Annotated in this window: 12 protein-coding genes; 1 reads left to right on the forward strand and 11 read right to left on the reverse strand. The window is 62.9% G+C overall.

The genetic code is table 11. From position 1 onward, the window contains the following. Positions 1 to 59: 59 nt before the first annotated feature. From O1Y97_RS24705 to O1Y97_RS24750, 10 genes are read right to left on the reverse strand one after another with little or no spacing between them, the layout of a single operon-like run. On the reverse strand, positions 60 to 731 hold the full coding sequence (locus O1Y97_RS24705) for a flavin reductase family protein (RefSeq protein ID WP_318764298.1): 672 nt from the start codon (positions 729 to 731) through the stop codon (positions 60 to 62). Next, entirely contained in the window at positions 728 to 1,549 is an 822-nt protein-coding gene (hutG, locus tag O1Y97_RS24710; protein ID WP_268738212.1) for an N-formylglutamate deformylase, read from the reverse strand. Before hutG ends, O1Y97_RS24705 begins: the two co-directional genes overlap by 4 nt. Then, entirely contained in the window at positions 1,542 to 1,982 is a 441-nt protein-coding gene (locus O1Y97_RS24715) for a hypothetical protein (RefSeq protein ID WP_268738213.1), read from the reverse strand. Before O1Y97_RS24715 ends, hutG begins: the two co-directional genes overlap by 8 nt. Positions 1,983 to 2,003: 21 nt before the next feature. Next, complete coding sequence (locus tag O1Y97_RS24720) at positions 2,004 to 3,374, reverse strand: aldehyde dehydrogenase family protein (protein WP_268738214.1); 1,371 nt, start codon at positions 3,372 to 3,374, stop codon at positions 2,004 to 2,006. Beyond that, complete coding sequence (locus tag O1Y97_RS24725) at positions 3,371 to 3,976, reverse strand: NAD(P)H-dependent oxidoreductase (protein WP_268738215.1); 606 nt, start codon at positions 3,974 to 3,976, stop codon at positions 3,371 to 3,373. The genes O1Y97_RS24720 and O1Y97_RS24725 overlap by 4 nt, the downstream gene beginning before the upstream one ends. Next, positions 3,976 to 4,749, reverse strand: a complete 774-nt coding sequence (locus tag O1Y97_RS24730) for an ABC transporter permease (RefSeq protein ID WP_318764299.1) — start codon at positions 4,747 to 4,749, stop codon at positions 3,976 to 3,978. Before O1Y97_RS24730 ends, O1Y97_RS24725 begins: the two co-directional genes overlap by 1 nt. Continuing rightward, the gene (locus tag O1Y97_RS24735; RefSeq protein ID WP_404801313.1) at positions 4,746 to 5,552 is read right to left on the reverse strand and encodes an ABC transporter ATP-binding protein; all 807 of its coding nucleotides are present in this window, start codon (positions 5,550 to 5,552) and stop codon (positions 4,746 to 4,748) included. Before O1Y97_RS24735 ends, O1Y97_RS24730 begins: the two co-directional genes overlap by 4 nt. Before the next feature lie 11 nt (positions 5,553 to 5,563). Next, a complete protein-coding gene (locus tag O1Y97_RS24740) occupies positions 5,564 to 6,622 on the reverse strand; it encodes an ABC transporter substrate-binding protein (RefSeq protein WP_268738218.1) in 1,059 nt (352 codons plus the stop codon). Between the two features lie 34 nt (positions 6,623 to 6,656). Beyond that, positions 6,657 to 8,231, reverse strand: a complete 1,575-nt coding sequence (locus tag O1Y97_RS24745; RefSeq protein ID WP_268738219.1) for a gamma-glutamyltransferase — start codon at positions 8,229 to 8,231, stop codon at positions 6,657 to 6,659. Continuing rightward, on the reverse strand, positions 8,231 to 9,331 hold the full coding sequence (locus O1Y97_RS24750) for an LLM class flavin-dependent oxidoreductase (RefSeq protein ID WP_268738220.1): 1,101 nt from the start codon (positions 9,329 to 9,331) through the stop codon (positions 8,231 to 8,233). Before O1Y97_RS24750 ends, O1Y97_RS24745 begins: the two co-directional genes overlap by 1 nt. A gap of 332 nt (positions 9,332 to 9,663) precedes the next feature. Between O1Y97_RS24750 and O1Y97_RS24755 the strand changes: the two genes are divergently transcribed. Continuing rightward, positions 9,664 to 10,167 (forward strand): peptide deformylase, encoded by a 504-nt coding sequence (locus O1Y97_RS24755; RefSeq protein WP_183263833.1) that lies wholly within the window; start codon positions 9,664 to 9,666, stop codon positions 10,165 to 10,167. A 240-nt stretch (positions 10,168 to 10,407) separates the two neighbouring features. Here O1Y97_RS24755 and O1Y97_RS24760 read toward each other — a convergent pair whose 3' ends face one another. After that, positions 10,408 to 11,541 carry an RHE_PE00001 family protein gene (locus tag O1Y97_RS24760; RefSeq protein ID WP_268738221.1) on the reverse strand — a complete coding sequence of 378 codons (1,134 nt, stop codon included), beginning with the start codon at positions 11,539 to 11,541 and terminating at the stop codon, positions 10,408 to 10,410. Positions 11,542 to 11,735 lie beyond the last annotated feature (194 nt).

Here is an 11,735-nt window from a genome sequence, read left to right on the forward strand (position 1 = left end):
GCGCGCCGTGTGCGCCGGCAATAGCGACGCCGGACACGCGGTACCCGCCACCGTCGCCGTCAGGACCGGAGCTCGCGTCCGTACTGACGATACGGATCGTCCAAACCGTCGGGCATCTCGACCACTTCGCGCGTGCGACAGTAGCTGCGGCCGGCGATGCGCCCGAGCGGCTTGAGCTTCCGATGATCGACCCGATGCCCGGACACCAGGCCGGTTCGCGCATGCACCGCCACCACCTCGCCGGCAATCAGGGTAGCCGTTTCCCCGAACCTTTCCGTGCGCTGCAGCCGGCACTCGAACGACATCGGCGACGCTGCAAGGCGTCGTCCGTCGATCGTCGTGCAATCGAGCGTGTCCAGACCGACGATCTCGGCTTCGCTCTGGTCCGAGCGGAACGGAAACGCACACGCCTGCGTCGCCTGCGCGAGATCCTCGTCCACCACGTTGATCACGAATTGCTGCGTGCGCAGAATGTGCGCATGGGTATCCTTGATACCGTCGCTGTACTGGCCCGACACGATGCCGAGGATCGGTGGCGTCGCCGACAGGATGATGAACTGACTGAACGGGGCGACGTTGACTAGACCCGTCGGTCCTATTGTCGACACCAAGGCGATGGGCCGCGGCACGACCGACGCGGTCAGGAACTTGTAGCGGTTAAGCGGCGTCAACGGATTGAGGTTCACCTGCTCGAAGGCGGTTTCGTCCGATGCGGAAGACATGTCACTCATGATTGAAGAAGCGCCTCGATGAATGGGGATAGCGTTTGCTGCAGAAGGCGCGCGCCGTCAGCCGTGTATTCCGGCGCGCCATAGTCGTTCTCGTCGCGGACGAGAAGGTAAGCGTTCATGGCGATTTCGATCTGAACGGAATCAATTCCGGCCTTTGGGTTGCCGAAATGACGCGTGATCCATCCCCCTTTGAAGCGGCCGTTCGACACCCAGGTGAAAGGCGACTGTTCGGCAACAGCCTCGAGCTTCGCCTGCATTCGCGGCGAACAGGATCGGCCGTCATCGGTGCCGATGTTGAGGCCTGGCAACGTGCCGTCAAAAAGGCGCGGAATGCGCGGTCGGATCGAATGGCAATCCAGCACCGCGACCCGCCCGTGCCTTGCGCGCAGGCGTTCGATCTGCTCGCCCAACGCTCGGGCATAAGGCTCATGGAACAGGCGACGACGGCGCTCGATCTCGTTGGGCGCAGGTTCGGAGCCGGGTCGGTAAAGTGGCGTCCCGTCGAAGTCCGTGGTCGGGCATAGCCCCGTGGTGGCCTGACCTGGATAAAGGGATTGCCCGTCCGGGGGACGGTTCACATCGATGATGCTTCGGGAGATATCTGTCCGGACCACCGTGGTGCCGGCGGGCAGGATCGGCCGGAAGACCTGATGCAGATGCCAGTCCGCGTCGCGTGTCGTGAGCTTGGGGTTGGCGAACCCTGCCGCAAACTCGTCCGGAACCGTGGTTCCGGTATGAGGCAGGCTGACGATGAAAGGGAGATTGCCTTCGACGACCTCCAGCCAATCCCCACCTCCGCGCAAGGCGGCCTCACCCATGGGTAACGCCGCCGCTGAAGGTTTCGAAGATCTCCACCACTTCGTCGAGTTGATCGGCGCCGGTGAAGAAGTGGTCGGCGCGCAGGCCGCACACGGGCGCGGCCTTCAGCCTGCGAGCGTTGACAGGCTCGAGCGCCGTGCGGATGAAGCCGGGCACGTCGAACGGCAGCTCGGAATTCGTCGAAAGCACCTTAAGCGGGCCGAAATGCTTGCGTTCGAGCGACGCAATGCCGAGCGCGCGCCATGTCTCGACGTCGATCACCAGCGAGAAGCCGAACTGGTCGCGCGTCACGGTGCAATATTTCGCGGTCGACTTCTCGAGGGCCGAAACGGCCACGGCCAGGTGTTCGACGGGAAGGTCAACGAGATAGTACTCTTCCGGCCAGACTTTGACCTGCATCGTCTTCCAGGTTTCGATCGGATCGTATGCCATTGCTTTCGCTCGCAGTTTGCTTCAACCGATGACGGCGGTCGAACGTGTGAAAAATCGAATGCTTTCGTCGCCGAGTTCGCCGACGCCGGCGCCAGAGCCCTTCCAGCCGCCCGCGGGCAGGCCGACGGACAGGCCGGGGGTCGAGTCGTTTATCTTGACGGTGCCGACCTCCGCCTCTGCCGCGAAGCGGCGGGCCTTGGCCCGGTCGGTGGTAAAGACGCACGCCGCCAGCCCATAGTCGCTGTCGTTGACGCAGGCGATCGCATCGGTCAGATCGGAGACTTGCGTCACGGCGAGGATGGGGCCGAAGAATTCCTCACGCATCAGGTCGTCGTCGCGCGGGACGTCGTGAAACACAGTCGGCGCGAAGAAGGCGCCGCCCGTGCTGCCGCCGACCGTCGTCAGTTCCAAACGGAGCTGGGGGATGCCACGTGCCAGCGCAGCCTCGCGAACGCCGTCGAGCTCCCGCCTTTTGTCACTTGAGATCACCGGACCGGCGACTGTCCGTTCGCTCTGGGGATCGCCGAACCCGAGGGCGGACACCGCCTCAGACAACAGACCCAGGAACGCGTCGGCGACCTCACGCTCGACATAGACGCGCGAAACCGCCGTGCACTTCTGCCCCGCGAAACCGAAGGCGCCATAAGCGATCCGCCGGGCAGCGTGCCGAAGATCCGCGTCCGCCGCTACGACAGCTGCGTTCTTGCCGCCCATTTCGCACTGGATCGCGCCTTGCCGCTGCAGTACCGTCTGGCGAATCTGCTGTCCGACAGCGGTCGAACCGGTGAAGCTGACCGCCTGGACACGGGGGTCGGCCACGAGGCGGCGCGCCAGGTCCGAGCCTTGCTCGTAGAGCGGCGTCAGGACATGGTCGGGAAGGCCAGCCCGCACCGCGAGATCGGTGACCAGAGCCGACGTCTCCTGGCAGAGCGGCGACGGACGCCAAACGACGACGTTGCCGGTCACCAGGGCACCCGCGATCTTCTGGACCGGACTGGACAGCGGGTAGTTCCACGGGGTGATCAGCCCGACCAGCCCCTGCGGCTTCAAGAGGACTCCCCCTTCAGGAAGGCTTGAAACTGCACCGACTTGAGCGGTCCGACCCCAAAGAGGCCAGCCCGCAAAGTATTCCAGCAGCCGCACCGAAGCGTCGACTTCCGCTCGGGCTTCCCCAAGAGGCTTGCCTACCTCGCGGATCAGCAACTGGGCGAACCGCTCCTTCTCGACGCTGATCAGTTCGGCGAGACGAGCGAGTATCCTGGCGCGGGCCTCGACAGGCATGCCGCGCCATTCGGGCCGCGCCTTACGGCCGTTCTCGATGATCCGGTCGAAGCTCGCCGGATCGGTCTGCAGGTTGGCACCTGTTCGCGCTGAGGACAGGGCGACCGTCATGCCGAGTTCCTCGGCACCTTTCCGGCGCGGTCCGGCTGGGGATGGCCCAGGAACGGAAGCGGTCGGTCTGCCGAGACGGCAATCACGAAGTGACGCAGCGCCTCGACATATCGTGGATTGCCGGCGAGATGCTGCTTCAGCGTCCCCCCCTCTGGCACGGTCAGGTCGGCGGGATTGAAGAAGGCGCTTTGGATGATGTGGCGGGCGCCCATCGACTGCAGGATGGGACGCACGCCGTAGTCGAGCGCCAGCGCGTGGGCCAGCGACCCCCCCGTTCCGACCGGCCAAACAACCTTGTCGGCCATGCCGTACTGGGGAAGCGTGTCGATGAACGACTTCATCAGACCGGACAGCGAAGCCTTGTAGATCGGGGTTCCGATGACGATGCCATCGGCGACCTCGACGGCCTCGATGGCCGCCCGCAGGGTCGGTTCATTCAAGTTCCCCGACAAAAGCGCTTCGGCAGGGATGTCGTTCAGAGAAACCAGCGTCCTGCCGATGCTGTCGGGGAGTTCGTTGAGTATCTGCGACACGACTGCGGCTGTGGAAGATGGTCGCGAAGGACTTCCGACCAGGGCGACGACGCGGAGAGGCATGCCCATTAGCTGTCTCCCTTGGTTGCGGTGCGCTGCCAGAAGACGACGCGCCTGTATGTGAAACGGACCAGGGCTGTCATCACGGCACCCAGGCAGGACAGCGAGATGATGCAGGCAAAGACGATCGGAAGGTTGAACGACACGGAGGCTGCCTGGATGACGCTTCCCAGGCCCTTTTGGGACGCGATGAACTCGCCCACGACCGCGCCCAGCAGTGCAAAGACCACCGCGATCTGCAATCCGGCGAAGAACGAGGGCAGAGCCGTCGGGATCTTGATCTCGAAGAACATCCGCCAGCGGCTTGCGGAGAAGGCACGGTAGAGGTCGACAAGTTCGATCGGCACGCTTCGCAGTCCGGTCACAGCGTTGACGAACATCGGAAAGAAGCAGATCAGCGCCACCAGCACGACCTTGCTCGCCATGCCGAAGCCGAACCAGACAATCAGCAGCGGGGCGAGCGCGACCTTGGGCATCGACTGCAGCGCGATGATGTAGGGGTAGATGCTGCGATCGACGATCTCGAATTCGACGACCAGGGCCGCCAGGACCACCGCGACCACGCAGCCAATGATGAAGCCGACAATCGTCTGGAAAAGCGTCGTGAAGAGATGCTCCCAGAGTGTGCCGCGAACGATGTAACCGTCGATCAGCGACTGCACCACTGCCCAGGGCCTGGGAAGGATGAATGCCGCGTCCGGCCCCCGGGAAGCGAACTCCCAGGCGGCGATGATCAATATGAACGTCACCAAAGGCGGAAGGTATCGTCTGATTGCGCTCATGGCCTTGCGTCCGTCTGGTTCTTGTGATCCCCGAGAAAGTGCGCGCGCAAATGGCTGCTGAGCTGCCCGAACTCCGGCAGGGACTGGGTGTCGGCGTTGCGAGGACGAGGCAGGTTCACGTCGATAATCTCGACCACCCGGGCCGGACGGGCGGAGAGAACGACGATGCGGTCGGCGAGGAAGATCGCCTCCTGGATCGAATGGGTGATGAAGAATACCGACTTGCGCGTGTTCATCCAGATCCGCTGGAGCTCAGCACCCATATGCTCACGCGTCATGGCGTCCAGCGCCGCGAAAGGCTCGTCCATGAGCAGCAGCTTCGGCTTGTGTATCAGGCCGCGGCAGATGCCTACGCGCTGTTGCATGCCGCCCGACAGTTCATGCGGATAGGCCAGCGCGAAGTCTGTCAGGCCTGCGATCTCCAGGAGTTCGTCGCACCAGTCCTTGTACTTCTCCGCGGGGAGCTTCAGCGCCCGGATCGGCATCATCACATTGTCCCGAACCGTCTTCCAAGGCAGGAGCGTCGGGTTCTGGAACACGATCCCGACCTCCTTGTTCGGACCGTCCAGTTCCTGCCCCTTAAAAAGGAGCTGGCCAAGGGTCGGCTTCAGCAAGCCTGCTATGAGCCGAAGCATCGTCGACTTGCCGCAACCGGAAGGACCCAGCACGGCGACGAACTGCCCGTCCTCGACCTCCAGGGTGAGGTTGTCGATGGCGCGGGTTTCCCCGCGCCTCGTGGAATAGGTGACGCCGACGTTGGAAAGGCTAAGAAACGAGCCGGCAAGGTTGGGGTTTTCGGTCAAGGCCGTTGGCACTACTTTACCTCTTTGGCGAGCTTGACGATGTCGTCCTTGTTGAAGTCGTTGAAGGCGGGAACCAGCTCGTTGGTATAGTAGAGATCCAACGATACGTTGGGGTCCGTCACGAGACGGCCCAGTTCAAGAGCCTCAACTAGGCTCGTCCAGTCGCCCTTCGAGAATTCACCGTACTGACCCGGGATATCGAGCAGCTTGGCCAGGCGCGCTTCGAGAACCTTCTTCTCGGTCTCGAGGGCCGCGCTTTCCTTGTCCGCAGTCGGCGCAAGTTCGGGATAAGCCTCCCAGTAAGCCCGAATGCAGCCCTCGATGTTTGCCTGGCAGGCAACGTTCGACTCGGCCAACACGCGGCCGAAACGCGTCCAGTAGTCCTTGCGCTCGGCATAGCCGGACTTCAGGATGGAAATCCCATGGCTGGACCCGGCGAAGTTTCCAGGCATTTCCAGCAAGCGGATCGGCGTTCCTGCAAGCTCGAGCCGCTTATGGGCGGTGTCGAAAAGGTTCAGAACGTCGATCTGGCCGCTCTTCAAAGCCTCGTATGCCGCGGCGCCGACACCCACGGCCTGAAAGCTGACGTCGTCGGGAGAAATCCCCGCCCCTTGCAAGATCGCCTTTGTGGTCAGCACGTTGGACGAGCCCAGCGCAAGAACACCGATCGTTTTCCCCTTCAGGTCGGCAAGCGACTTGATGTCCGAATCCTCACGAACCGCCAGTTCCCAGATCGAGTTCGGAATGTAGTTGTAGATGAAGAAGACACCGAGATCGGCTGCGTTCGGCTGATGGGACAGGATGGCGGGTTCAAGCCCGGAATAGGCGGCGTCGATGGCTCCGGCATGGAGTTGCGGGACGATCACGCCCGAACCCGTCAAGACGACAATGTCCAGCTCCAGCTTCTCTCGCTCGAAAAGACCAAGCTTTTCGGCGAAGACGAGCGGCGCGACGCCGGAATTGATAGCCGACGGCCAAGCAAAGCGCACCGGCTCGGCGCTTGCGGCTGATGCGAAGCCAAAGAATGTGGCCGCCATCAAACTGGTCGATAGCACACGTGAGATCGTCATTTTTCCTCCTCAGTTTGTATCGGTCGTGATGTGTTCAGTTCATGTCTCTTGCAGCGCATGCCGCGCTCCAGGGCGTCATTACATCCGGCTGGCCTGTCGCGACATGATTTGTGATCTTCAGGACGGACGGGCATCCGAAATTGAGCGGCGCCGCGGCGTGTTCGCAAACCGTGACGTTGTTGACCTCCGCAAGCCTTCGTTTGACATCTTCGGCAATGCGTCGGTCGACGACAATCTGTTCGGTCGCGGAAACGTCGATCCGCGGAAGGTGCGCCGCTTCCTCCGGGGTAAGGGAGAAAACCGCGAGATCCGCCAGGTGGCTCAGCACGGCCGGCAGAATTCGCCGCCCACCCGAGGCACCGAGGCTGAGAATGTCGCCCGCGGCGGTTCGACAGATCACTGGCAACATGTTCGATTGGGGGCGAACGCCAGCACCGATCGAATTCGGTTTACCAGGTACCGGATCGAACCACATCATGCCGTTGTTCATGAGGATGCCAGTCTTGGGCAGGACAACTGCGCTGCCCATCAAACCGAGCAAGGAAGTCGTGAAGGCGATCGTCAGCCCGTCTGAATCGCACGCGTTCAGGTGCGTCGTGCAGGTTTGACGCTCGTTTTCCGCCTTGATCCCCTCGATCCGCCGGCGTGAAGCCTGCGTGAGGACACCAGCCAGATCGGAAAACCATTCGGCATTCCGGGCCGAGGGAACCGTCAATTCCGGTAGAACCTCACGCAACATGCCGCCGCCGCAATCGGAGGATGGCAGGAAGAGGTGATGGCCTCCCCAGTCCATGTGTTCGGCAGCGTCAAACGAAGCGTCGGCCGCCTGCAGATCCGCGGACGACATCCGTGATCCCACGGCTGCCAGATCGTCAACTAAAAGAGAGGCCAGTTCCCCCTCGTAGAAGCTGCGCCACCCGTCTCGCGCAAGCATCTCCAGGGTGCTGGCAAGAGCGCCTTGCGGGAGAAACGACGGGTTGCCCTTTTCAGCACCGACAGGTGGCAAGCCGTTCGGAAGATAGATCCGTGCGGCCTCCTCGTACTGCCGCAACAGGTGTCCCATCTGGGCGATCTTGACCGTCGAGAACCAATCCTTCGGCATGCCCCTTTTGGCGCAGGCGACGGCTGGAGCGACGACATCCGCCCAAGGCAGACGTCCGAAGCGATCATGAAGCCGTCCCAGGCCGGCAACGGCCTTCGGCACGCAAAAGCTCAGTGGACCGTGGACATTCCGGTCGCCCTCGACTTTTGGCCAGCCGAAAATCTCCGGAGACGAGCCCCCACTCAGGGGGTAGTCGGCGATTTCCACCGCGGCCGGGGTCACCGGCCCAAAGTCGAGCGACCAGGCGGCATCGTCGGGTTCTCGTATCACTGCATAGCCGATACCGCCGAGCCCGCTGTTCCATGGCTCCACGACCGCCAGAACGAGCGCGGCGGCAACCACGGCGTCGGCAGCGCTTCCGCCCATCTCGAGCATGGCGCAACCAGCGAGGCTCGCCTCCCGGGATTGGGAGACGACGACGCCATTCGAGCCAGACGCAGACGGCTTGGTGACGTTCCAGTTCTGCGTCAGATGCTGCGAAGGACCTGCCACGGCGAACCGATTCATCAGAGCGCAGCTCCGAAGCGTTGTTCTGGGCGACGATCCGGCCAGGTCTCCATGACGGGAATGACGTGCTTGCCGAGCGCCTCGATGGTCGCCTTGTTGGTTTCGTGGCCCATTCCATCAACGCGCCAGATAAGATCGTCGACGCCCATATCGTAGAGCCTGCGGGCCGTCTTCAGGATCTCGTCCGGGCTGCCGGCCATGATGTAGGGCGACGTCTCGATCAGGAAGTCGATGTTTTCCGCATTCTCCTTAACCTCCTGAATGCGGCTCATATACTCGTAACCCTCGGCGGTCTGACCGAGCTTGGTCATCCAGCCGATGATCACCTTGAAGAAGTCGATCGTGTTCTTGCGCGTCAATTCGCGGGCACGCTTGGAATCCTCGTGGCAACTTGTGCCGACGGAGAAGGTCGCGAAACGCGACGTGATGGAACCCACCACCGGCTCCGCCTTCGCCATCCCGCGCTCATAAGCCTCCAGACAGTTGCGGACATAGTCCCAGCCCAGGATGCCGAGACCTGACATCACGCCACAGCCGGCAGCACCTGCCTGCTCATGGGACTCGGAGCTCGTTGCCGAGAGGTGGACGGGAATGGGACGGCGCGAGGGCGTCCACGGCGAAATCCGCCGCTTGGGAATGTCGTACAGATCCGATTTGTACTCAAACCATTCCTCCGTCAGCGCTTTTCCGATGATGTTCAGGAACTCATCGCGGTATTCACGCGTGCGGGACGGGTCGATGCGGAAAGCCTCGAGCGTGTACGGATTGTTCGACCTAGCGCCGCCAAGTTCGAAGCGTCCGCCCGACAGGATATCGAGCGTGGCCGCCTGCTCCACGACACGCAGAGGGTGGTTGAATGGCAGAAAATTGACGGAGGAAATGCGCAGCTTGATCTTGCTCGTGCGCGCCGCGACGTAAGCCAGGCAGACCTCCGGCGCTGAAATGATCGCTTCACCCTTGGCGAAATGATGCTCGGATTGGGCATAGGCGTGGAAGCCGTTCTCCTCCGCGAGAACCACCTCGTCGCTGATCTCGCCCAAGCGTTGGTCCCAGCTTGTCCCCGCCGGACAGATAGCCTCGTGAAACAGGATCGCCTTCATCAATAAATTCCTTATATAGGGATTTGTATTTCGATATACGGAACTTTTAAGAATTCTGTCAAGGTCAGAATTCAAAGCGCGGCGGTTTACGTCATGAACTTTCGGCATGACTCGGTCCGCTGTCGGCTAGGAAGAAGTTCAGGGCCGACGACGCCCGTCGCAGCCATTTCAAATCGCAGGTCAGCGATCGCGCCGGCCTCGCCGGGGCTCCAGCCACACTTTAGACATGGCAAGCTTCACCCAAAGCGGCTAGGTCATGCACCGGCGATCCGGGACAGCGGTGGCGACAGATCCCGACTGACTGTCCCCCAAGTGCCAGGGAGAACGACAAGGTGGCGATCCGACCGATCGTGAAATTCCCGGATCAGCTGCTGAAATCGGTGGCAGCACCGGTGACCGTCTTCGACGAGAACCTGCGCGGGCTCGCGGATAACTTGCTCGACACGATGCGCGCGGCGCCGGGCATCGGCATCACCGCGCCGCACATCGGCATCCCGCTGCGAGTGGTCGTGCTCGAGCTTGCGCCGGGCAACGGCGTGCGTGTCTACGTCAATCCCAGGATCACCTGGGCTTCACCCGACAAAATTCAGCATCAGGAAGGTAGCGTTTCGATGCCGGGCGTCGTCGAGCAGGTCGAACGCCATGCCAGCGTCAAAATCAGCTACCAGGATCTGGACGGAAACGAAAAAACGGAAGAGGCGGATGGCCTGCTGGCCGTCTGTCATCAGCACGAGATCGACCAGCTCGACGGCACCTTCTGGCTCCAGCGCCTTTCCCGACTGAAGCGCGACCGCCTGATCAAGCGCTATGAAAAGCTGCGCGCTCGCCAGCCTTGAGGTGGGGGACCCTGAACTCGCCAACGCGAGGCGATTGTCACCGGTCCTAAGCACCTCGCGCTGCGCTTCCTTCGATGGCGCGGTGCACTGTATCGGCATCTGCCGGATCGAGCCCCGAAGAGGCATCCGAGAACCGGCTTTCAGGATCATCGGGCACGGCCGAAAGCAGGAGCTAGAATAAGGGGTGCTGCGGCTCGTCTTCATCTCTTTGAGAGGTTGAGGACGCAGAACCAGCCGCAGCTAAATCACGCCCCAGGCCCTGTACCGGCCCCGGCCGGTGATCTCGCGCAGCTCGAGCTCGCCGATCAGGTTGAGCGCGCCGGCGGTGGTCACGCCGAGTTCCTTCTCGATCATGCCGCTGCTGACCAGCGGCCGCGACAGCACCAGCGCGATCACCTCGGGCAGACGCGACGTCGAGCGCCGGCCCTTGAGCCGCCGGTCCATCTGCGCCTTGGCGAGCACCAACCGGTCATGCTCCTTCATGCCGGCCGCGGCGGTCTCGTGGACCCCATCGAGGAACGCCACCAGCCGCGTCGTCCGGTCGCGCGCAAACCGCCGCTCGCGCGCAATCGTCCGTGCACCGACATGCAGCGCCACAAGATGCGCAGTCGTCGTCGCCGACTGGCGCAGCAGCGCCGCAACCAGCAGGCGCCCTAGCCACGGCGCATGCTGCAGCGGCGCGATCGCCGTCCACGCATCGTAGGCGATGGCGGCGCGTACAAGCGCCGGCAGGCCCTCGCTTGCGGCGAGCGCCGCCTGCCACTCGGCAAGCCGCGCCGGCTCATCCCAATCGGCATCGTAGATCAGAGGGTTCTTCTCATCCGCGGTCGTGCTGCGACGAGAGGTGTCGTCGTTCGACGCCTGCGGAGTGGCGAGCGCCTGGTCGAGAACGGCCTGCGCACGGCCGAGCGCGGCATCGAGCGCGGCCAGTTCGGCACTCAGGCGATCGTCGCCATCGTCGTCCTCCTCCGCATCGCCGCCTTCGTGTGTTGCCACCTGCCCTTGCGGTTTCGGCACGACCGGCGCGGCGCCGCGCCCGCACAGCACGGCAAAACCCTCGCGGCCGAGCGCCCAGTCCGGCCTGTTGCTGAGGATCTGGCGCCTGAGGCGCAGGATTTCATGGGCACGCGTGAGTTCGTGCGTCGGTGCGCGCAAATCCATATGCGCATCGTGCAGCACGAGGTCCTCGACATGGACCAGCTCGCCATCGAGCCAAAGCGACGAGGCCGCATCGGCAAAATGGCTGCGCTCGACAAAGCCCTTGGCCACCGGCGAGCGGGCGATGCGCTCGTCGAGCCGGACCAGCGCCTCGGTCGCCCGCATGGCCGGGCCGAACAGCTGTTCCGTGACCAAGGATTCGATCCGGTAACTCATTGCCAACGCTATAATCGAATATTTTTCCTAAAGCTATCTGCTCCCTAGCTTCACCCGAATGACCGCCCATCGGCGCCGACCTACGACTCGAACGTCCTGCGCCGCATCGTCGCTGATGCCGGCGCGGAGGTAGTCATTGTGCGCCTTCATGCCGGCCGCGGCGGGCTCACGGACACTGTCGAGGAAAGCGACAA

The sequence above is a fragment of the Aminobacter niigataensis genome (genome assembly GCF_946995915.1).
In the GTDB taxonomy this organism is placed as follows: domain Bacteria; phylum Pseudomonadota; class Alphaproteobacteria; order Rhizobiales; family Rhizobiaceae; genus Aminobacter; species Aminobacter niigataensis.

Bases quoted from the DNA above. Each gene is read 5' to 3' on its own strand.
- O1Y97_RS24705 (WP_318764298.1), bottom strand. From the start codon at position 731: ATGAGTGACATGTCTTCCGCATCGGACGAAACCGCCTTCGAGCAGGTG.
- hutG (WP_268738212.1), bottom strand. From the start codon at position 1,549: ATGGGTGAGGCCGCCTTGCGCGGAGGTGGGGATTGGCTGGAGGTCGTC.
- O1Y97_RS24715 (WP_268738213.1), bottom strand. From the start codon at position 1,982: ATGGCATACGATCCGATCGAAACCTGGAAGACGATGCAGGTCAAAGTC.
- O1Y97_RS24720 (WP_268738214.1), bottom strand. From the start codon at position 3,374: ATGACGGTCGCCCTGTCCTCAGCGCGAACAGGTGCCAACCTGCAGACC.
- O1Y97_RS24725 (WP_268738215.1), bottom strand. From the start codon at position 3,976: ATGGGCATGCCTCTCCGCGTCGTCGCCCTGGTCGGAAGTCCTTCGCGA.
- O1Y97_RS24730 (WP_318764299.1), bottom strand. From the start codon at position 4,749: ATGAGCGCAATCAGACGATACCTTCCGCCTTTGGTGACGTTCATATTG.
- O1Y97_RS24740 (WP_268738218.1), bottom strand. From the start codon at position 6,622: ATGACGATCTCACGTGTGCTATCGACCAGTTTGATGGCGGCCACATTC.
- O1Y97_RS24745 (WP_268738219.1), bottom strand. From the start codon at position 8,231: ATGAATCGGTTCGCCGTGGCAGGTCCTTCGCAGCATCTGACGCAGAAC.
- O1Y97_RS24750 (WP_268738220.1), bottom strand. From the start codon at position 9,331: ATGAAGGCGATCCTGTTTCACGAGGCTATCTGTCCGGCGGGGACAAGC.
- O1Y97_RS24760 (WP_268738221.1), bottom strand. From the start codon at position 11,541: ATGAGTTACCGGATCGAATCCTTGGTCACGGAACAGCTGTTCGGCCCG.